Annotated in this window: 18 protein-coding genes; 16 read left to right on the plus strand and 2 right to left on the minus strand. The window is 73.9% G+C overall.

Features of this window, described 5'->3' with window-relative positions; genetic code table 11:
- Window positions 1-7 precede the first annotated feature (7 nt).
- From HNQ01_RS00195 to HNQ01_RS00235, 9 genes are all read left to right on the plus strand, one after another.
- On the plus strand, window positions 8-1,396 hold the full coding sequence (locus tag HNQ01_RS00195; RefSeq protein WP_173803304.1) for an L-serine ammonia-lyase: 1,389 nt from the start codon (window positions 8-10) through the stop codon (window positions 1,394-1,396).
- A 134-nt stretch (window positions 1,397-1,530) separates the two neighbouring features.
- A complete protein-coding gene (gene can / locus HNQ01_RS00200; protein WP_173803305.1) occupies window positions 1,531-2,208 on the plus strand; it encodes a carbonate dehydratase in 678 nt (225 codons plus the stop codon).
- Window positions 2,209-2,226: 18 nt separating this feature from the next.
- Window positions 2,227-4,044: a bifunctional isocitrate dehydrogenase kinase/phosphatase gene (gene aceK / locus HNQ01_RS00205; protein ID WP_173803306.1), complete on the plus strand. Its 1,818-nt coding sequence runs from the start codon at window positions 2,227-2,229 to the stop codon at window positions 4,042-4,044.
- Between the two features lie 19 nt (window positions 4,045-4,063).
- Window positions 4,064-5,263 carry an acetyl-CoA C-acyltransferase gene (locus HNQ01_RS00210; RefSeq protein WP_173803307.1) on the plus strand — a complete coding sequence of 400 codons (1,200 nt, stop codon included), beginning with the start codon at window positions 4,064-4,066 and terminating at the stop codon, window positions 5,261-5,263.
- Window positions 5,260-5,955, plus strand: a complete 696-nt coding sequence (locus HNQ01_RS00215; protein ID WP_353621613.1) for a LysE family translocator — start codon at window positions 5,260-5,262, stop codon at window positions 5,953-5,955. The genes HNQ01_RS00210 and HNQ01_RS00215 overlap by 4 nt, the downstream gene beginning before the upstream one ends.
- A complete protein-coding gene (locus HNQ01_RS00220; RefSeq protein WP_173803309.1) occupies window positions 5,952-6,659 on the plus strand; it encodes an SDR family oxidoreductase in 708 nt (235 codons plus the stop codon). Before HNQ01_RS00215 ends, HNQ01_RS00220 begins: the two co-directional genes overlap by 4 nt.
- A gap of 88 nt (window positions 6,660-6,747) precedes the next feature.
- On the plus strand, window positions 6,748-7,893 hold the full coding sequence (locus HNQ01_RS00225) for an acyl-CoA dehydrogenase family protein (RefSeq protein ID WP_173803310.1): 1,146 nt from the start codon (window positions 6,748-6,750) through the stop codon (window positions 7,891-7,893).
- A gap of 121 nt (window positions 7,894-8,014) precedes the next feature.
- The gene (gene lplT, locus HNQ01_RS00230) at window positions 8,015-9,181 is read left to right on the plus strand and encodes a lysophospholipid transporter LplT (protein ID WP_173803669.1); all 1,167 of its coding nucleotides are present in this window, start codon (window positions 8,015-8,017) and stop codon (window positions 9,179-9,181) included.
- Window positions 9,181-10,218: a glycosyltransferase family 4 protein gene (locus HNQ01_RS00235; protein WP_173803311.1), complete on the plus strand. Its 1,038-nt coding sequence runs from the start codon at window positions 9,181-9,183 to the stop codon at window positions 10,216-10,218. The genes lplT and HNQ01_RS00235 overlap by 1 nt, the downstream gene beginning before the upstream one ends.
- Window positions 10,219-10,249: 31 nt before the next feature.
- Here the strand turns inward: HNQ01_RS00235 and HNQ01_RS00240 are convergent, their stop codons facing one another.
- On the minus strand, window positions 10,250-11,092 hold the full coding sequence (locus HNQ01_RS00240) for a UDP-2,3-diacylglucosamine diphosphatase (RefSeq protein WP_173803312.1): 843 nt from the start codon (window positions 11,090-11,092) through the stop codon (window positions 10,250-10,252).
- A gap of 160 nt (window positions 11,093-11,252) precedes the next feature.
- On the opposite strand from HNQ01_RS00240, the gene HNQ01_RS00245 reads away from it, so the two are divergent.
- On the plus strand, window positions 11,253-11,759 hold the full coding sequence (locus HNQ01_RS00245) for a hypothetical protein (protein ID WP_173803313.1): 507 nt from the start codon (window positions 11,253-11,255) through the stop codon (window positions 11,757-11,759).
- Window positions 11,760-11,776: 17 nt separating this feature from the next.
- Here HNQ01_RS00245 and HNQ01_RS00250 read toward each other — a convergent pair whose 3' ends face one another.
- On the minus strand, window positions 11,777-12,820 hold the full coding sequence (locus tag HNQ01_RS00250; RefSeq protein WP_173803314.1) for an NAD-dependent epimerase/dehydratase family protein: 1,044 nt from the start codon (window positions 12,818-12,820) through the stop codon (window positions 11,777-11,779).
- Window positions 12,821-12,968: 148 nt separating this feature from the next.
- Here HNQ01_RS00250 and HNQ01_RS00255 point away from each other — a divergent pair, with 148 nt between their 5' ends.
- The 6 genes from HNQ01_RS00255 (at window position 12,969) to HNQ01_RS00280 (ending at window position 19,784) form a co-directional block, all read left to right on the plus strand.
- Window positions 12,969-13,811 (plus strand): phosphatase PAP2 family protein, encoded by an 843-nt coding sequence (locus HNQ01_RS00255; RefSeq protein WP_173803315.1) that lies wholly within the window; start codon window positions 12,969-12,971, stop codon window positions 13,809-13,811.
- A complete protein-coding gene (locus HNQ01_RS00260; RefSeq protein WP_173803316.1) occupies window positions 13,808-14,680 on the plus strand; it encodes a lysylphosphatidylglycerol synthase domain-containing protein in 873 nt (290 codons plus the stop codon). Before HNQ01_RS00255 ends, HNQ01_RS00260 begins: the two co-directional genes overlap by 4 nt.
- An 83-nt stretch (window positions 14,681-14,763) precedes the next feature.
- On the plus strand, window positions 14,764-15,801 hold the full coding sequence (locus tag HNQ01_RS00265) for a glycosyltransferase family 2 protein (protein ID WP_173803317.1): 1,038 nt from the start codon (window positions 14,764-14,766) through the stop codon (window positions 15,799-15,801).
- Entirely contained in the window at window positions 15,785-17,434 is a 1,650-nt protein-coding gene (locus HNQ01_RS00270; protein ID WP_173803318.1) for an ArnT family glycosyltransferase, read from the plus strand. The genes HNQ01_RS00265 and HNQ01_RS00270 overlap by 17 nt, the downstream gene beginning before the upstream one ends.
- A complete protein-coding gene (locus HNQ01_RS00275) occupies window positions 17,431-19,017 on the plus strand; it encodes an ArnT family glycosyltransferase (RefSeq protein ID WP_173803319.1) in 1,587 nt (528 codons plus the stop codon). Before HNQ01_RS00270 ends, HNQ01_RS00275 begins: the two co-directional genes overlap by 4 nt.
- On the plus strand, window positions 19,014-19,784 hold the full coding sequence (locus HNQ01_RS00280; protein WP_173803320.1) for a phosphatase PAP2 family protein: 771 nt from the start codon (window positions 19,014-19,016) through the stop codon (window positions 19,782-19,784). Before HNQ01_RS00275 ends, HNQ01_RS00280 begins: the two co-directional genes overlap by 4 nt.
- The last annotated feature ends 11 nt before the right edge of the window (window positions 19,785-19,795 follow it).

Here is a 19,795-nt window from a genome sequence, read left to right on the forward strand (position 1 = left end):
AGACAAGATGGCCGTCAGCGTATTCGACCTGTTCAAGATCGGCATCGGGCCGTCGAGCTCGCACACCGTGGGGCCGATGCGCGCCGCCCGGCTCTTCGTCGAGCGCCTGATCGCCGAGGGCCGGCTCGAGGCGGTGGCGCGGGTGCGCGTCGAGCTGCACGGCTCGCTGGGCGCCACCGGGCGCGGCCACGGCTCGGACAAGGCGGTGCTGCTCGGCCTGGCCGGGCACGACCCCGAGAGCGTCGACGTCGACGCGGTGCCGGCGCTGCTGGCGACGATGCGCGCCGAGCGGCGCATCGTGCTGGCCGGCCGCCATCCGGTGACCTTCGTCGAGCGCGACGATCTGGCGATGCTGCGCCGCCCGCTGCCCTTTCACGCCAACGGCATGCGCGCCCTGGCCTTCGACGCCGACGGCCGCGAGCTCGACAGCCGCACCTACTACTCGGTCGGCGGCGGCTTCGTCGTCAGCGAGCAGGTCGCCGCAGACGGCCAGCGCCAGCGCGTCATCGCGCCCGACGCCTCGGTGCTGCCGCACCCTTTCCGCAGCGGCGCCGAGCTGCTGGCGCTGACTCGCTCGCTGGGCACCTCGATCGCCGGCGTGATGCGCCTGAACGAGCGCCACTGGCGCGACGACGCCGAGATCGACGCGGGTCTGGCGCGCATCTGGCAGGTGATGCAGGACTGCGTGGCGCGCGGCTGCCGCACCGAGGGCGTGCTGCCCGGCGGCTTCAAGGTGCGCCGGCGTGCCGCGGCGCTGCACGCGCAGCTGCTCGCGCACCCCGAGGCCGCGCTGCGCGACCCGCTGCAGACGCTGGACTGGATCAACCTCTACGCGCTGGCGGTCAACGAGGAGAACGCCGCCGGCGGCCGGGTCGTGACCGCCCCGACCAACGGCGCGGCCGGCATCATCCCGGCGGTGCTGCACTACTACGCGCGCTTCCACCCCGGCGCCAGCGCCGCCGGCATCGCCGACTTCCTGCTCACCGCCGCCGCCATCGGCCTGCTCTACAAGGAGAACGCCAGCATCTCCGGCGCCGAGGTCGGCTGCCAGGGCGAGGTCGGCGTGGCCTGCTCGATGGCTGCAGGCGCCCTGTGCGCCGTCATGGGCGGCACGCCCGAGCAGGTCGAGAACGCCGCCGAGATCGGCATGGAGCACCACCTCGGCCTGACCTGCGATCCGGTGGGCGGCCTGGTGCAGATCCCCTGCATCGAGCGCAACGCCATCGCCTCGGTCAAGGCGGTCAACGCCGCGCGCATGGCGCTGCGCGGCGACGGCTCGCACCATGTCAGCCTCGACAAGGTCATCAAGACCATGCGCGAGACCGGCGCCGACATGTTGACCAAGTACAAGGAGACCGCCCGCGGCGGGCTGGCGGTCAACATCGTCGAGTGCTGAGACCGAGGCCGGACCGCCTCGCCCGGCCTCGGCCGCGGCCTGCTGGCTTTCACCGATTGACGTTTACGTAAACGTAAACAAAAATCGCCCGGGTGTCAGCCACGGACAGGTCCCTGACGCAACAATCGCTGTCCATGAGCACAGAACTGAACGAACTCTTCGAACGCAATCGCCAGTGGGCAGCCGACACCGAGACCCGCGAGCCGGGTTTCTTCTCGCGCCTGTTGAAGCAGCAGACTCCGCAGTACCTGTGGATCGGCTGTGCCGACAGCCGCGTGCCGGCCAACGAGCTGGTCGACCTGCTGCCCGGTGAACTCTTCGTCCACCGCAACATCGCCAACGTGGTCGTGCCCAGCGACCTCAACGCGCTGTCGGTGATCCAGTACGCGGTCGACGCGCTGAGGGTCACGCACGTCATCGTCGTCGGCCACTCCAACTGCGGCGGCGTCAAGGCGGCGCTGAACAACCTGCGCGTCGGCCTGGTCGACAACTGGCTGCGCCATGTGCAGGACGTGCGCAACCACCACCACGACTTCCTCGACACCGTCGAGCCGGAACGCCGCACCGACGCGCTGGTCGAGCTCAACGTGCTGGAGCAGGCGCGCAACGTCTGCCGCACCACCATCGTCGAGGACGCCTGGCAGCGCGGCCAGGAAGTCGTCATCCACGGCTGGGTCTACGGCCTGCACAACGGCCTGCTCGAGGACATGCGCATGACGGTGGCGAAGTCGAAGGACATCGAGCCGGCCTACGCACGCGCGCTGGCGGCGCTGAAGCAGCGCTTCGCGTCCGGCGAAGGCGCGGCGGCCTGACCCCCGGAGCGCCGGCCGATGTTCCCGCAGCAGCTCGACGACACCCGCGCCTTCGACATCGCCTGCGCGATGCTCGACGGCTTCAACCGCCACTACCGGCTGCTGCGCGAGGCCAGCGCCGGCGCCAAGGCCCGCTTCGAGCGGGCCGACTGGCACGGCCAGCAGCGTGCGCAGCGCGAGCGCATCGAGTTCTACCCGCGCCGCGTCGAGGAGACGCTCGAGCGGCTGCGCGGCGACTTCCGCGCCGGCTCGCTGCCGATGACGGTCTGGCAGCAGGTCAAGCTGCACTACATCGGCCTGCTGACCGGCCACCGCCAGCCCGAGCTGGCCGAGACCTTCTTCAACTCGGTGACGACCAAGATCCTGCACCGGGACTACTTCCACAACGACTTCATCTTCGTGCGCCCGGCCGTCTCGACCGAATACATCGAGAACGACGAGCCGCAGGCGCGCCCGACCTTCCGCGCCTGGTATCCGGTCCGGGAGACGCTGCGCGAGGCGCTGGCGCAGCTGGTCGGCAGCTTCGGGCTGGAGGGCGAGTGGGCCGACCTGGAGCGCGACCTCGACGACGTGCTCGCCGAGACCGAGGCGGCGATCGGCCCGGGGCGGCTGCGCACCAACTTCCAGATCCAGGCGCTGAGCTCGCTGTTCTTCCGCAACAAGGGCGCCTATGTGGTCGGCCGCATCATCAACGGCTACAGGGACCTGCCCTTCGCGCTGCCGATCCTGCATGACGAGGCCGGCCGGCTGACGATCGACGCGGCGCTGTTCGGCGAGGACGACCTGCAGCGGCTGTTCAGCTTCGCGCGGGCCTACTTCATGGTCGACATGGAGGTGCCCTCGGCGTACGTGCAGTTCCTGCGCGCGCTGATGCCGCGCAAGCCGCGCAGCGAGCTCTACAGCCAGCTCGGCCTGCACAAGCAGGGCAAGACGCTGTTCTACCGCGACTTCCAGTTCCACCTGCGCCACTCGACCGACCGCTTCCGCATCGCGCCGGGCATCAAGGGCATGGTGATGCTGGTGTTCGACCTGCCCAGCTACCCCTACGTCTTCAAGGTCATCAAGGACCGCTTCCCGGCGCAGAAGGACACCACGCGCGAGCAGGTCAAGGGCAAGTACCTGCTGGTCAAGCAGCACGACCGGGTCGGGCGCATGGCCGACACGCTGGAGTTCAGCAACGTCGCCTTCCCGCGCGCGCGCTTCTCCGACGAGCTGATCGAGGAGATCCGCCGCGAGGCGCCCAGCCAGCTCGAGATCTCCGACCGCGACGGCGACGGCCAGGAAGAGGTGATCCTCCGGCACGTCTACATCGAGCGCCGCATGGTGCCGCTGAACATCTACCTGCAGGAGGCCACGCCCGAGCAGCTCGAGCATGCGGTCGTCGAGTACGGCCAGGCGATCAAGGACCTGGTGGCGGCCAACATATTCCCCGGCGACATGCTGTGGAAGAACTTCGGCGTGGTGCGCAACAACAAGGTCGTCTTCTACGACTACGACGAGATCGAGTACGTCACCGACTGCCACTTCCGCCGCGTGCCCGCGCCGCGCAACGAGGAGGACGAGATGTCGGGCGAGATCTGGTATTCGGTCGGCCCGAAGGATGTCTTCCCGGAGACCTTCGGCCCCTTCCTGCTCGGCCACCGCGGCGTGCGCGAGGTGTTCATGCGCCATCACGCCGACCTGCTCGATGCGGCCTTCTGGCAGGCGCACCAGACGCGCATCCGCGCCGGCCATGTGCACGACGTCTTTCCCTACGACCCGGAGCGCCGCTTCCAGCACCGTCGGCGCCCGGTCGGACCTGCCGTTGCCCCTGTTCCCCACGTCCCCACCGAGTGAATCCCGAAGGAGCGCCTCCATGAGCGTCAGCATCAGCCGCAGCCACGACCCCGTCGTCATCGTCTCCGCCGCCCGCACGCCGATCGGCGGCCTGCTGGGCGACTTCGCCGCGCTGCCCGCCGCCGAGCTCGGCGGCGTGGCGATCCGCGCCGCCATCGAGCGCGCCGGCCTGCCCGGCGACGTGGTCGACGAGGTGCTGATGGGCAACTGCCTGATGGCCGGCCAGGGCCAGGCGCCGGCGCGCCAGGCCGCGCTGGCCGCCGGCCTGCCGATCTCGGCCGGCGCGGTGACGCTGTCGAAGATGTGCGGCTCGGGCATGCGCGCGATGATGTTCGCGCACGACATGCTCGCCGCAGGCTCGGCCGACGTGATGATCGCCGGCGGCATGGAGAGCATGACCAACGCGCCGCACCTGAGCTTCGTGCGCAAGGGCGTGAAGTACGGCGCCGCGCAGCTCTTCGACCACATGGCGATGGACGGCCTGGAGGACGCCTACGAGCGCGGCAAGGCGATGGGCGTCTTCGCCGAGGCCTGCGTCGAGAAGTACGGCTTCACCCGCGAGGCGCAGGACGCCTACGCCATCGCCTCCACCACGCGCGCCAAGACTGCCAACGAGGACGGCTCCTTCGACTGGGAGATCGCGCCGGTGACGATCAGGGGCCGCGGCGGCGACACGGTGGTCCGCCACGACGAGCAGCCCTTCAAGGCCCGTCTGGACAAGATCGCCGGGCTGAAGCCGGCCTTCAAGCGTGACGGCACGATCACGGCCGCCAACGCCAGCAGCATTTCCGACGGCGCCGCCGCGCTGGTGCTGATGCGCGAGTCGACCGCCGCCGCGCATGGCCTGCGGCCGGTCGCGCGCATCGTCGCGCATGCGGTGCACGCGCAGGAGCCGGCCTGGTTCTCGACCGCGCCGGTCGGCTCGATCCGCAAGGTGCTCGCGCGCGCGGGCTGGCAGGCCGGCGACGTCGACCTGTGGGAGGTCAACGAGGCCTTCGCGGCGGTGACGATGGCGGCGATGCACGAGTTCTCGCTGCCGCACGAGATCGTCAACGTGCACGGCGGCGCCTGCGCGCTGGGCCATCCGATCGGCGCCTCGGGCGCGCGCATCGTCGTGACGCTGCTGGGCGCGCTCAGGAAGCGCGGCCTCAGGCGCGGTGTCGCCAGCCTGTGCATCGGCGGCGGCGAGGCCACCGCGCTGGCCGTCGAGATGGCGTGACGCACGGCATCGGCATGACCCTGGGTCTGCACGATCCGGCGCTGTTCGCGCTGTCGGTGCTGGTGCTCAACGCCACGCCGGGCGTCGACCTGGTCTTCGTGGTCGGGCGCACGCTGCAGTGCGGACCGCGCACCGGGCTGGCCGGCGCGGCCGGCATCAGCCTGGGCTGCGTGGTGCACGCGCTGGCGGCGGCCTCCGGGCTGGCGGCGCTGCTGGCGATGTCGGCCACCGCCTTCTCGGCGCTGAAGTGGCTGGGCGCGGCCTATCTGGTCTGGCTGGCCGCGGGCATGCTGCGCGCGGCGTGGGCCGATCCGGCGCGGGCTCCTGCGGCCGCGGTGTCGCACGGCGCCGCCGGCGAGGCCCCGTCGCTGGGCCGCACCTTTCGCCAGGGCCTGCTGACGAACGTGCTCAACCCGAAGGTCGCGCTGTTCTTCCTCGCCTTCCTGCCGCAGTTCATCGACGCCGCCACGCCCGACAAGGCCTTCAGCTTCCTGGTGCTGGGCGCCTGGTTCGCGGCGCAGAGCGCGCTGTTCCTGGCCGTGCTCGTGGGCCTCGCCGGCCTGCTCCGGCAGCGTGCGCGCGCGTCCTCCTTCGCCTCCGCCTCGGCCGGCCGCTGGCTGCAGGGCCTGGGCGGCCTGCTCTTCCTGGGCCTGGCCGCACGGCTGGCCCGCACCGAGGCACCCCTGCCATGACCTCGTCCTCCACCCTGTCCTCTCCCGCCGCGGAACCCGCCTCGGTGCTGGTCGTCGGCGCCTCGCGCGGCATCGGCCTGGAGCTGGTGCGCCAGTACCGCGCCGCCGGCGCCCGCGTCGTCGCCACCGCGCGCGACGACGCCGGCCTGCAGGCGCTGTCGGCGCTCGGCGCCAAGGCGCTGCGCATCGACGTGGCGAAGGCCGCCAGCGTCGCCGGCCTGGCCTGGCAGATCGACGGCGAGGCCTTCGATCTGGTCGTCGTCAACGCCGGCGTCTACGGCCCGCGCCTGCGCACGCTCGACACGCCCTCGGCGGCCGACTTCGATGCGGTCATGCACACCAACGTGCTCGGCCCGATGCAGGTGCTGCCGCAGCTGCTCGACGCACTGGCGCCGGGCGCGCGGCTGGTGGTCGTGTCGTCGATCATGGCCTCGATCGGCAGCCGCTCGCAGACGCTGGGCTGGCTCTACGCCGCGTCGAAGGCGGCGCTGAACTCGGTGCTGAAGGACGTGTCGCTGGCGCTGGCCGGCCGCGCGACCTGCATCGCCGTGCATCCGGGCTGGGTGCAGACCGCGATGGGCGGCCCGCAGGCGCCGCTGCCGGTGGCCGACAGCGCCGGCAGCCTGCGCGCCACCTTCGCCCGCCTGACCCCGGCCGACAACGGCCGTTTCCTGAACCTCGACGGCTCGCCGCTCGACTGGTAAGCCCGGCGACCCCCGTCACGCCCTGTCCGTCACGCCCGCGCAAGGCGGGTGCCCACGCAGAACAAGCGAAAGAAGCGAAGGCCCACCCATGCTGCTCTCAGACGACCACCGCGCCATCCAGGACGCCATCCGCACCTATGTCCAGGACCAGATCGCCCCGCACGCGGCGCGCTGGGACAAGGAGCACCACTTTCCCGCCGCCGAGCTCAAGGGTCTGGCCTCGCTGGGCTGCTACGGGGTGGCGGTGCCGACCGAGCACGACGGCGCCGGCCTCGACTACCTGGCGCTGGCCCTCATCCTCGAGGAGATCGCCGCGGGCGACGGCGGCACCTCCACCGTCATCAGCGTCAACAACTGCCCGGTCTGCTCGATCCTGATGGGCTTCGCCAGCGAGGACCAGAAGCAGCGCTTCCTTAGGCCGCTGGCGCGCGGCGACATGCTCGGCGCCTTCTGCCTGACCGAGCCGCATGTCGGCTCGGAAGCCGGCGGGCTCAAGACCACCGCCGTCCGGGTCCAGGATGGCGACGGCGACGCCTACGTGCTCAACGGCGTCAAGCAGTTCATCACCAGCGGCAGGAACGGCGACGTCGCCATCGTCATGGCGGTGACCGACCGGAACGCCGGCAAGAAGGGCATCAGCGCCTTCATCGTGCCGACCGCCACGCCCGGCTACACGGTGGCGCGCATCGAGGACAAGATGGGCCAGCACAGCTCGGACACCGCGCAGATCCTGTTCGAGAACTGCCGCGTGCCGGCGGCCAACCGCATCGGCGACGAGGGCCAGGGCCTGAAGATCGCGCTGGCCGGGCTGGAGGGCGGGCGCATCGGCATCGCCTCGCAGTGCGTCGGCATGGCGCGCGCGGCCTTCGAGGCGGCGCTGCGCTACAGCAAGGAGCGCGTGGCCTTCGGCGTGCCGATCTTCGAGCACCAGGCGGTGCAGTTCCGTCTCGCCGAGATGGCGACGCAGATCGAGGCCGCGCGCCAGCTCATCTGGCACGCCGCCTCGATGAAGGACGCCGGCATCCCGTGCCTGAAGGAGGCCGCGATGGCCAAGCTCTTCGCCAGCGAGATGGCCGAGCGGGTCTGCTCGATGGCGATCCAGACCTTCGGCGGCTACGGCTATGTCAGCGACTTTCCCGTCGAGCGCATCTACCGCGACGTGCGCGTCTGCCAGATCTACGAGGGCACGAGCGACGTGCAGAAGATCCTGATCGGGCGCGCGCTGGCGGGCTGACGCGGCCCGGTCACGCCACGATCACGTCCCGATCACGCCGGCGTCATGCCCGCTGCCGACACTCGGCCGGGTGACGACGTCGCTGCCCCTGCCCGCCGCCCTGCGCGGCTTCCGACTGCTGATGTCGGCCCAGTTCGTGTCCGGACTGGCCGACAGCGCGCTGCTGCTGGTGGCGATCGGCCGCCTCGCGGCCGAGGGCGGGCCGGTCTGGCTGCCGCCGCTGCTCAAGCTGGCGTTCACGCTGGCCTATGTGCTGCTGGCGCCCTTCGTCGGGCCGCTGGCCGACCGCGCGCCGAAGGCCGCGGTGATGAGCGCGGCCAATGCGCTCAAGGCCGGCGCCTGCGCCGCGATGGCGCTGGGCGCGCCGGTGGGCCCGTGCTTCGCGCTGGCCGGGGCCGGCGCGGCGCTGTATTCGCCCGCCAAGTACGGTCTGGTGACCGAGCTGATGCCGGCGCACCGGCTGGTCGCCGCCAACGGCTGGATCGAGGTCGCCACCGTGCTGGCCATCCTGCTGGGCACGATGCTGGGCGGCGCGCTGCTGGCCTGGCTGGCGCCGGCCGCCGCCCTGGCCGGCCTGCTGGCGCTCTACGGCCTGGCGGCGCTGCTGAACCTGGGCATTCCCGACAGCGGCGCGCGCTATCCGGCCGCGCCGCCGCTGGCCGGCCAGCTCGGCGACTTCGCGCGCGCCAACGCGCGGCTGTGGCGTGATCCGCTCGGGCGTGTCTCGCTGGCCACCACCACGCTGTTCTGGGGCGTCGGCGCCACGCTGCAGTTCCTGGTGCTGCGCTGGGCCGAGGAAGACCTCGGCCTGACGCTGGCGCAGGCCGCCTGGCTGCAGGGCCTGTCGGCCACCGGCGTGGTGGTCGGCGCGCTGCTGGCCGGGCGGCTGGTGCCGCTGGAGCGTGCGCCGCAGGTGCTGTGGCTGGGCGTGCCGATGGGCCTGCTGCTGCTGCCGATGCCGCACATCGACCACTGGCTGCCGGCGCTGCCGCTGCTGGCCTGCGCCGGCCTGGTCGCCGGGCTGTTCGTCGTGCCGATGAACGCGCTGCTGCAGCACCGCGGCGCCGCGCTGCTCAGCGCCGGACGCTCGATCGCGGTGCAGAACTTCAACGAGAACGCCAGCGTGCTGCTGATGCTGGCAGCCTATGCCGCCTTCACCCGGCAGGCCCTGCCGCTCGACCTGCTGATCCGCGGCTTCGGCCTGGGCATCGCGCTGCTGATGGCGCTGGTCGCGCTGCATCACCGGCACCACCACCGGCAAGCCCCTCGCCACAAGGAGATCGCCTGATGAGGATCGTCATCGTCACCGACGCCTGGGAGCCGCAGGTCAACGGCGTGGTTCGCACGCTGAAGATGACCACGCACGAGCTCGGCCTGCTCGGCCACGAGGTGCACATCGTCTCGCCGCAGGGCTGGCCGAGCGTGCCCTGCCCGACCTATCCGGACATCCGCCTCGCCGCGGTGACGCCCGGCAGCATGGCGCGCCGGCTCGACGCGCTGCAGCCCGACTGCCTGCACATCGCCACCGAGGGCCCGCTGGGCTGGGCGGCACGCGCGGTGGCGCGCCGGCGCGGCTGGCCCTTCACCACCGCCTATCACAGCCGGTTCCCCGAATACCTGCAGCTGCGCACCGGCCTGCCGGTGAACTGGAGCCACGCGCTGCTGCGCCGCTTCCACAACAGCGGCGTGGCCACGCTGGTGCCCACGCCGCACATGGGCGAGGAGCTGCGCCGCCACGGCTACCGGCATCCGGTGCACTGGAGCCGCGGCGTCAACCTGGAGATGTTCAGCCCGCACGGGCCGGTGCTGGCGCGCCCGGCCGGCCACGGCCCGGTCTTCCTGTACGTGGGCCGGCTGGCGGTCGAGAAGAACATCGACGCCTTCCTGCGGCTGGCGCTGCCCGGCGAGAAATGGGTCGCCGGCGCCGGCCCCGAGGCCGCGCGGCTGCGCCGCACCTACGGCGACGGGGTGCGCTGGTTCGACGTGCTCTCCGGCCCGGACCTGGCGCAGCTCTACCGCAGCGCCGACGTGATGGTCTTCCCGAGCGAGACCGACACCTTCGGCCTGGTGCTGATCGAGTCGATGGCCTGCGGCACGCCGGTGGCGGCGCTGCCGGCGACCGGCCCGATCGACGTGGTCGGCACCAGCGGCGAGGGCGGCGTGATCGACACCGACCTGAAGGCGGCCTGCCTGGCCGCGCTGCGCTGCGACCGCACGCGCGTGCGCGCCTTCGCCGAGCGCTACACCTGGGCGGCGGCGACGCGCCAGTTCGAGCAGGCGCTCCGACCGATCCCGCGGCCGGCCGCGCTGATCGCGGCGACCTGAGCCCGGGGCCGGAGCCTGGGCCGGATCGGGCTCAGGCCGGCTGCGGCAGCGCCGCCATCGGCGCGCGGCGCGCGCGCCGGCGCATCGCCTCGGCCCAGTCGATGACCTCGAGCCGGCCGTCGGCATGCTCGACCAGCGCGGTCAGGCTCTCGACCCAGTCGCCGTCGTTGGCATAGGTCAGGCCGTCGACCACGCGCAGCTCGGCGTGGTGGATGTGGCCGCAGACCACGCCGTCGACGCCGCGCCGGCGCGCCTCGCGGATCACCGCCAGCTCGAAGTCGTTGATGAAGCTGACCGCGCGCTTGACCTTGAGCTTCAGGTAGCGCGAGAGCGACCAGTAGGGCAGGCCGAAGCGCGCACGCGCCGAGTTCAGCACCCGGTTGAGCCGCAGCGCCAGCTGGTAGAGGCCGTCGCCGACATGCGCCAGCCAGCGCGCGCACTGGATCACGCCGTCGAACAGGTCGCCGTGCATCACCCAGAGCCGGCGGCCGTCGGCGGTCTGGTGGATGCAGTCCTCCACCACCTCGATGCCGCCGAAGGCGTGGCCGGCGTAGCGGCGCGCGAACTCGTCATGGTTGCCGGGCACGAAGATCACGCGCGTGCCCTTGCGCGCCTTGCGCAGCACCTTCTGCACCACGTCGTTGTGCGCCTGCGGCCAGAACCAGCGCCGCTGCAGCTGCCAGCCGTCGACGATGTCGCCGACGAGGTAGAGCGTCTCGCACTCGACCGCGCGCAGGAAGTCGAGCAGCGCCTCGGCCTGGCAGCCGGACGTGCCCAGGTGCACGTCGGAAATGAACACGGTGCGCACCGACAGTTCCTCCTGCGCGAAGGCACTGTCCGGCGCCGCGGCGGCGGGGGCGGTGATGGCGTTCATGGGGCCATCGTCGGCAGCCCGGATGACCGCCCGGTGAAGCGCGGGTGACAGCGGCACGACGCGGTATCGGCACGACAGCGGGCACGACGGTCCGGCGACAAGCTCGTGTCATGGACGGCGCCGACACTGCCTGCGTCGACCCGCACGAAGGAGCACCGCGATGACGACCTCCCTGCCCGAAACCTCGGCCAGCGACCTGGCCACCCGGCTGCTGCGACAGGCCCTGGAGCGCCCCGGCGAGGTGCTCGAGGTCGCCGACGCGCCGACCCCGCCGACCCGCCCGGCCCAGCGCCTGTCGCCGGCGATGGCCGCGGTGCTGCACGCGCTGTCGGACCGCAGCACGCCGCTGCGCCTGGCGCTGACCACCGCCGCCGAGGTCGATCCGGCCGTCTGGCAGGCCGCGCCGGGCGCGCCGGCGATGCTGCTGATCGAGGTGCCGGCGCTGATCGAGGGCCCGGGCCCGTCGCCGCGCCACCATGACGATCCCGACCTGACGCCGCGGCTGTGCATCGACGGCCTGCGCCACCTCGGCGTGGCCGGCATCGCGCGCCACTTCTGGCGCCGCCGCCCCGACAGCGCGCGCCAGCCGGGCGTCGATCTGGTGCTGTGCAGCGGCCGGCGCCTCGCGGCGATCGGCCGGCAGTCGCAGGTCTGGATCTGCGACTGAGGTGGCTGAGCGCCGCGTCAGGCCGCCGCCGGCAGCCTGACCGGCCAGGCCGGCGACGGCGTCTCGCGCGCGCGCCAGGCGTCGAGCCAGCGCACGAAGCCCGCCAGGCCCTCGGCCAGCGGCGTGGCCCGCCACGGCCCGATCGCCTCGATCAGCCGCGACGGGTCGGCGCTGGTGTCGGGCACGTCGCCGGCCTGCATCGGCGCGAACTCGATGCGCGCCGGGCAGCCGGTGGCGCGCTCGAGCAGCCGCACGAAGTCGATCACCCGCACCGGATGGCGGTGGCCGATGTTGAACAGCTCGGCCGGCACGCCGTCCTCGCGGTGCCGGCCGGCGGGGGCGCCGCGTGCGACCAGCCGCAGCAGCGCGTCCACCACGTCGTCGACATGGGTGAAGTCGCGGCGCAGCTCGCCGCGGCCGTAGAGCTGCAGCGTCTCGCCGCGGCGCAGCCGCTCGGCGAAGCTCCAGTACGCCATGTCCGGCCGGCCCCACGGCCCGTAGACGGTGAAGAAGCGCAGGCCGGTGACCGGCAGGCGGTGCACCGCGGCGGTGGCATGGGCCATCGCCTCGTTGGCCTGCTTGGTCGCGGCGTAGAAGGAGGCTGGCGCGTCGATGCGGTCGCTCTCGCGAAAGCCCCCGGGCGCGGCATCGCCGTCGCGCCGGCCGTAGACGCTCGACGAGCTGGCGTAGAGCAGATGGCCGACGCCCTGCAGCCGGCAGGCCTCCAGCACCGAGGCGAAGCCGAGCAGGTTGGCCTGCACATAGTCGAGCGGCGCGCTGACCGAGTGGCGCACGCCCGCCTGCGCGGCCAGGTGCAGCACGGTGTCGATGCGGTGCTGGCGCATCAGCGCCTGCAGCGCCGCGCCGTCGCACAGGTCCAGCGTCTCGACCGGCACGCCGGCGGGCTGCAGCAGCGCCTCGACCCGTGCGCGCTTGAGCTCGACCGGGTAGTAGGCGTTGAAGCTGTCGCAGCCGACGACCTGGTGGCCGGCTTGCGCCAGCGCCGCGGCGGCATGCGCGCCGATGAAGCCGGCCGCGCCGGTGACGAGGATCTGGGCCATGGTGGCTGCGCATGCTCGGCAGCCGCGATGACAGGACCGTGTCGGTTCCCGCCGGCCGGACCGGCGGCGTCTCGCGCAGCCGACGTCACACAGCCGTCATCGCGGATTCACCGCGTCGTCATCGGCCCTGGCGACCATCCGCGGCGCCATGAACGCCACCCATCCTTCCCTGCCGATCCCGCACCGCCGGCCGCTGCCGGCCGTCTGGTGCCGTGGACTGGCGGCGGTGCTGCTGGTGGCCGGCCTGGCGCTGCACGGGCGTGACGCCGATCTCTTCGTCGCGCTGAACGGCGCGCTCGGCGCGCTGCCCGCGCCGCTGCCGCAGTGGCTGTGGTCGATGCTCAGCGTCGCCGGCCTCGGGCTGAGCGCCTTCATCGTGCTGGTGGCCGCGCATCCGGGCGCCGGGCCCGAGGCGATGCGCCCGGTGGCGGCGCTGCTGTGGTCCTTCCCGATCGGCGGCGCGCTCACCCATCTCTTCAAGCGGCTGCTCGACCATCCGCGCCCGGCGGCGGTGCTGCCGCCCGACGCGATCACGGTGATCGGCGAGCCGCTGCTGCGCGGCGCGATGCCCTCGGGCCACGCGGTCACCGCGCTGGCGCTGGCCGGCCTGCTGCTGCTGTCGCGCCGGCGCTCGCCGCTGCAGCAGGGGCTGATCGCGGCCGGCACGCTGATGCTGCTGCTGGCACGCGTGGCCGTCGGCGCGCACTGGCCGGCCGACGTGTGCGCCGGCGCGGCGATCGGACTGATGACCGCCGCCTGGGCCTGGCCGCTGTCGGCGCGCGGCGGCCTGACGCGCTGGCTGGGCGGACGGCGCGGCCAGCTCGTGCTGGCGCTGGTCCAGATCGGCTGCGGTCTGGCGATCGCGCGCCTGTCGACCGGCTATCCGGCGGCGCTGCCGCTGCAGGGCGTGCTGGCGGCGCTGTCGATCGGCGCCGGGCTGCACCGCGGCGGCCGCGCGCTGGCCGTGCCGGCGCGGCGGAGCGCGCCATGAGCCCGGCCGAGATGATGGACACGCTGCTGCAGCGCGCCGGCGCGCTGCAGCCGGCAGCCTGGGCCGGCGCATCGGCCGCGCTGGCGGGCACCTGGCTGCTGCGCGCGCTGCGGCTGCATGCCGAATGGCATCCGCGCACCGGCGCGAGCCTGCGCGACTGCCTGGCGCTGTTCCTGATGCACAACGCGGCGGTGGTCTGGCTGCCGATGCGCGGCGGCGAGGCCGGCTACAGCCTGTGGCTGCAGCGGCGCTGGCAGGTGCCGCTGCGCGAGTCGCTGCCGAGCCTGCTGTGGCTGCGGCTGCAGGACGCGCTGGTGCTGGCGCTGCTGGGCGCGCTGGCGCTGGCGCTGGCCGGCGCAGGCCTGCCGGGCCCGGCCGCGCTGGCGCTGGCCGCGCTGCTGCTGCTCGGCCTGATCGCGCCGGCCGAGCGGCTGCTGGCCCGGCTGGCCTCGAAGGACCGGCCGACGCCGGCCCCCTCGCGCCTGGCGCGCTGGCGCGAGGCGCTGCTGGCGCGCCGCGGCGGGCGCCGGGCCTGGATGGCCTGCATCGGCAACTGGACGCTGAAGCTGGCGACGCTGGCGCTGCTGCTCGACGCGCTCGGCGGCACCGGCTCGGGCGGCAGCAGCGCGGCGCTGCGCGGCGTGCTGGCCGGCGAATGGGCCGGCGTGCTGCCGCTGCAGGCGCCGGGCGGGCTGGGCAGCTACGAGGCGGCGGTCTGGGCCGGCGCCGGCGCGCCGCAGCCGGCGGCGCTGGCGCTGGGCGCGGTGCTGCAGATGCATGCGCTGTCGCTGGCGCTGACCACGCTCGGCGGCGCTTTCGGCGGGGCGCTCGGCACCCTGCGCACTGCAACGACAGGATCGACGACATGAACGCGGCAGGCGCTGCAGGCTCGGCCGCAGCATGGGAACGGGATGGGACAGGGGAGTCCGGTGACGGGGCGTGGAGTGGCGCCATGGGGGTCACCGGGGTGAAGGTGGCGGCGGCGGGCGCAGGCCTGCCGTCGCCGGCGCACCTGCCGGCCCACCATCTGTCGGTCGTCGTGCCGATGTACAACGAGGTCGACAACGCCGCGGCGCTGATCGACGCGGTGCGCACCGCGCTGGCGGCCTATCCGCAGCCCTGGGAGCTGGTCGTCGTCGACGACGGCAGCCGCGACGCCACCGCCGCGGCGCTGCGCCGCCACGCGCGCGCCACCGGCGCGCCGGTGCGGGTGATCTCGCTGGCGCGCAACTTCCGCCAGACCGCCGCGATGCAGGCCGGCATCGATGCCGCGCAGGGCGACGTCATCGTGACGATGGACGGCGACCTGCAGAACGACCCGCGCGACATCCCGCGCCTGGTGCAGCGCCTGCTGACCGAGGACCTGGACATCGTCGCCGGCTGGCGGGTGAAGCGCCAGGACGGCTTCTGGCTGCGCCGCCTGCCCTCGCAGCTGGCCAACCGGCTGATCCGGCGCATCACCGGACTGCCCTTCCACGACCTGGGCTGCAGCCTGAAGGCCTTCCGCGCCAGCGTGCTGCGCGAGGTGCGGCTCTACGGCGAGATGCACCGCTTCATTCCGGCCTGGCTGTCGACGGTGACGTCGCCTGCGCGCATGGCCGAGGAGCCGGTCGACCACCACCCGCGCCTGCACGGCACCTCCAAGTACGGCCTGTCGCGCACGCTGCGGGTGCTGGTGGACCTGCTGGCGGTCACCTTCTTCCAGCGCTTCGCGGCGCGGCCCGGGCATTTCTTCGGCGTGATCGGCCTGGCGGTGCTGGGCGCCGGTCTGGCGATCCTGGGCTACCTGGGCGTGCTCAAGCTGCTGCTGGGCGAGGACATCGGCGGGCGGCCGCTGCTGTCGCTGGGCTTCTTCTGCAGCATCGGCGGGCTGCAGTTCCTGACCACCGGCGTGCTGGCCGAGCTGCTGATCCGCATCTACTACGGCGCGCGCCACGGCCAGCCCTATGTGGTGCGGCAGGACGACGGCCGCGATGAGCCCCGCGCCTGAATCGCGCGCCCCGCGCTGGAGCCCCTGGCTGCCGGCCCTGCTGCTGCTCGGCGCGATGCTGCTGCGGCTGGGCGCCGCGCCGCTGGTCGACGTCGACGAGGGCGCCTTCGGCGAGGCCTCGCGCGAGATGCTCGCCGGCGGCGACTGGAGCCGCACCACGCTCAATGGCGAGCCGCGCTGGGACAAGCCGATCCTCGTCTACTGGCTGCAGGCCGGCGCGATGGCGCTGCTGGGCCGGCACGAGTTCGCGCTGCGCCTGCCCTCGGTGCTGGCGGCCTGGGGCTGGGTGCTGGCGACCGCGATGTTCGCGCGGCCACGCTGGGGCGGTGCGGCGGCGCTGGGCGCCGGTGCAGTGCTGGCCAGCGGGCTGGGCGTGGCGCTGATCGGGCGGGCCGCCACCGCCGATGCGCTGCTGAACCTGTGGCTGGCGCTGGCCGGGCTGGACCTGTGGCGCCATCTCGAGGCCGCGTCCGGCAGCGCGGCGGCGCGCCAGGCGCTGCGCCGCACCGCGCTGTGGATCGGCCTGGGCCTGCTGACCAAGGGTCCGATCGCGCTGATCGTGCCGGGTGCGGCCGCGCTGGTCTTCATCGCCACGCACCGCAGCCGGGTGCCGGTGGGCACGCGGCTGCGCGGCCTGCTGGGCGACGGGACGGCCTGGGCGCTGATGCTGGCGGTGGCCCTGCCCTGGTATGCGCTGATGCTGGTCCAGCACGGCCAGGCCTTCGTCGACGGATTCCTGGTGCGGCACAACCTGTCGCGCTACCAGGGCACGCTCGAGGGCCACGGCGGCAGCCTCGGCTACTACCTGCTGGTGCTGCCGCTGCTGATGCTGCCGTGGACGCCGCTGCTGGTGCAGCTGCTGCGCCGTGCACGCGCGCTGTGGCACGAGCCGCTGGCGGGCTATCTGCTCGGCTGGGCCGGCTTCGTGATTCTCTTCTTCAGCCTGTCGGGCACGAAGCTGCCGCACTACGCGCTGTACGGCCTGACGCCGCTGGCGCTGCTGGCCGGGCGGCTGCTGGCCGCCAGCGCGCCGGGCGAGGCGCTGCCCGGCGCGCTGCTGCGGCTGCAGCAGGCGCTGCTGGTGCTGCTGGCGCCGCTGCTGGCCGGCGTCGCGCTGGCGCTGCAGACCCACGCCGAGCGCATCGCCGATCCGCTGTACCGGGCGCTGCTGGGCGCACCGACGCCGTCGCCGGCGCCGCTGGCGGCCGGGGCGCTGCTGGCCGCGGCCACCGCCGCGCTGTGCCTGACCGGACCGCGCAGCCGCTGGGGCGAGCCCGCGCGGCTGGCGGCGGCGGCGCTGTGCGGGCTGCTGTGGTTCCACGGCCAGTGCGCGCCGTGGTGGGGCGAGCGGCTGCAGGGCCCGGTGCGCGATCTGGCGCGGCAGGCGCAGGCGCAGCCGGGTGCGCCCGCCGCGGTGCAGTGGGGCCTGCATCTGCCCAGCTTCGCCTTCCATCTGGACCGGCCGGTGCCGCGACGCGCGCCGCAGCCGGGCGAGCTGGCGCTGGTGCGCAGCGACCAGCTCGAGGCGCTGGCGCGGCAGGCCGGCTGGCGCGCGCCGCCGCTGCGCCTGGCCGAGCGCAGCGGCCTGAGCCTGGTGCAGCGCCCGGCCGAGCCGCAGGAGCCGGTGCGATGAGTCCGCGGATGAGCCCGGCGCTGCGCGCCCGCCTGCTCGCGCTGGGCGCGGCCGCGCTGCTGCTGCGGCTGGGCGTGCTGGCGCTGGTGCTGCTCGATCCGGGCGTCGGCCTGCAGGTCGACGAGGCGCAGTACTGGGACTGGTCGCGCGAGCTGCACTGGGGCTACTACTCCAAGCCGCCGGGCATCGCCGCGCTGATCGCCGCCTCGACCGCGATCGGCGGCGATGGCGTTCTCGGCGTGCGCTGGCTGGCGATGGCGGTGCAGGTCGCCGCCTGCCTCGCGCTGGGCCCGCTCGCGCACGATCTGGCGCAGGCCGCCTGGCCGCAGGAGCCGGCGCGGGCGCGCCGGGCCGCGCTCTGGGCGACGCTGATCGCGCTGAGCAATCCGGTCGCCGGCCTGCTCGGGCTGGCGGCGACCACCGACGCGCCGCTGCTGCTGTGCTGGACGCTGGCGGCTCACGCGCTGTGGCGGCTGCGCCGCTCGGGACGCCTGCGCGACGGGCTGGCGCTCGGGCTGGGGCTGGGCCTGGGGCTGCTGTCGAAGTACACGATGGCGGCGCTGCTGCCCGGTCTGCTGTGGTGGCTGTGGCGGCGCCGGCACGACGGCGGCCCCGATGCGCGGCCGGCGCTGGCGCTGGCCCTCGCGCTGGCGGCGCTGCTGCTGGTGCCCAACCTGCTCTGGAACGCCGCGGCCGGCTGGCCGACGCTGCACCACACCGCCGAGATCACCCTGCAGGCCCGCCGTGACGCGCAGCGCCCGGTGCTGGCGTCGCTGGCGGAATGGATCGGCGGCCAGTGGCTGATGAGCGGTCCGCTGTGGCTGGTGCTGTGGCTGCGCTGGCGCCGGCGCAGCGCGCAGCGCGAGCCGCTGCCGGCCCCCGTGCGCGAGCTGCTGCTGGCGATGACGCTGCCGCTGCTGGCGCTGGGCGCGGCGCAGGCGCTGAACGCGAAGGCGCAGATCAACTGGACCGCGCCGGCGACGCAGGGCCTGGTGCTGGCGCTGGCGCTGTGGCTGGCGCCGGCGGCGCGCCGGCCGCTGCGCCGCGCCGCCGCCGGCATCGTCGCGCTGCACCTGCTGCTGGTGAGCACGCTGCCGCTGATCGGCACCGCGACCCGGCTCGCGGGCGGCGACGGCGCGGTGCCGCCGCGGGCGCTCGACCTGTGGGCACGCATGCGCGGCTGGGAGCCGGCGCTGGCGGCGCTGGCGCCGGCCGCGCGCGGGCCGCTGGCCGATGGCGCGCTGCTGCTCGGCGCCGACCGCACGCTGATCGCGCACGGCCGCCATGCCTGGCGCGATCTGCCCGGCGCCGACTGGCGGGCCTGGCGCCCCGATCCGTCCCGCCCGCCGACCGACCACTACCAGCTCGTCGCCGGCTGGCCCGGAGCGCAGGGCATCGCGGCGGCGGACCGGGGTCGCACCGTGCTGATCGTCGCCGAAGGCGACACGCCGCCGCAAGGCTGGGAGGCCTTCGCTCCGCCCGAGCCGCTGGCCCGGGCCAGCGCGCCGCAGAGCGGCTCGCCGCTGCGGCTGACGCTGTGGCGCACCCGGATTCCTGCCCCCGTCCCGGAGAGTCCCCGATGAACCGACGCTGGCGCACCCTGTGGGCCGGCTGGCTGCTGGCGCTGGCCGGCACGCTGGCGCTGTTCAACCTGCGGCCCGGCCTCGATCTGGCCGTCACCGCCGCGGTGCACGACGCGGCCGCGGCGACGCCCTTCCCGCTGGGGCAGCTCGCGCCGGTGCAGGCGCTCTATCACGCGGTGCCCTGGGCCGGGCGGCTGGGCGTGCTGCTCGCGCTGGCGCTGTGGTGGCGGCGCGCGACGCCGCCGCGCCAGCGCCGCCAGGCCGCGGCGATGGCGCTGATGCTGGTGTTCGGGCTGGGCCTGGTGGTCAACGGCGTGCTGAAGGAGCAGTGGGGCCGGCCGCGGCCGACCGAGGTCGGCGACTTCGGCGGACCGCACGCCTTCCAGCCCGCCGGCCGGATCAGCACGCTGTGCCGCAGCAACTGCTCCTTCGTCAGCGGCCACGCGGCGACCGGCTTCGCGCTGGCGGCGATCGGGCTGCTGGGCACGCCGGCGCGGCGGCGACGCTGGGCGCACATCGGGCTGGCGGCCGGGCTGGTGATCGGCGCCGGCCGGGTGCTGCAGGGCGGGCATTTCCTCAGCGACATCCTGGTCGCCGGCCTGGTCATGCACGGCACCGGGCTGGCGATCCGGCAATTCTGGGCAGGGCGGCGCCTGCAGCGCCAGGAGGCGGCCCGGATGAAACGCACTGAAACGGCTGCAACGGTATCATCGCGCCCCCCTCTGGTGCATCCGGACGCGGCCATCGGCAGCCGCCCGGGATCGTGACAGCGCGGCGA

This window comes from Sphaerotilus uruguayifluvii (assembly GCF_013294065.1).
GTDB lineage: Bacteria > Pseudomonadota > Gammaproteobacteria > Burkholderiales > Burkholderiaceae_C > Sphaerotilus > Sphaerotilus uruguayifluvii.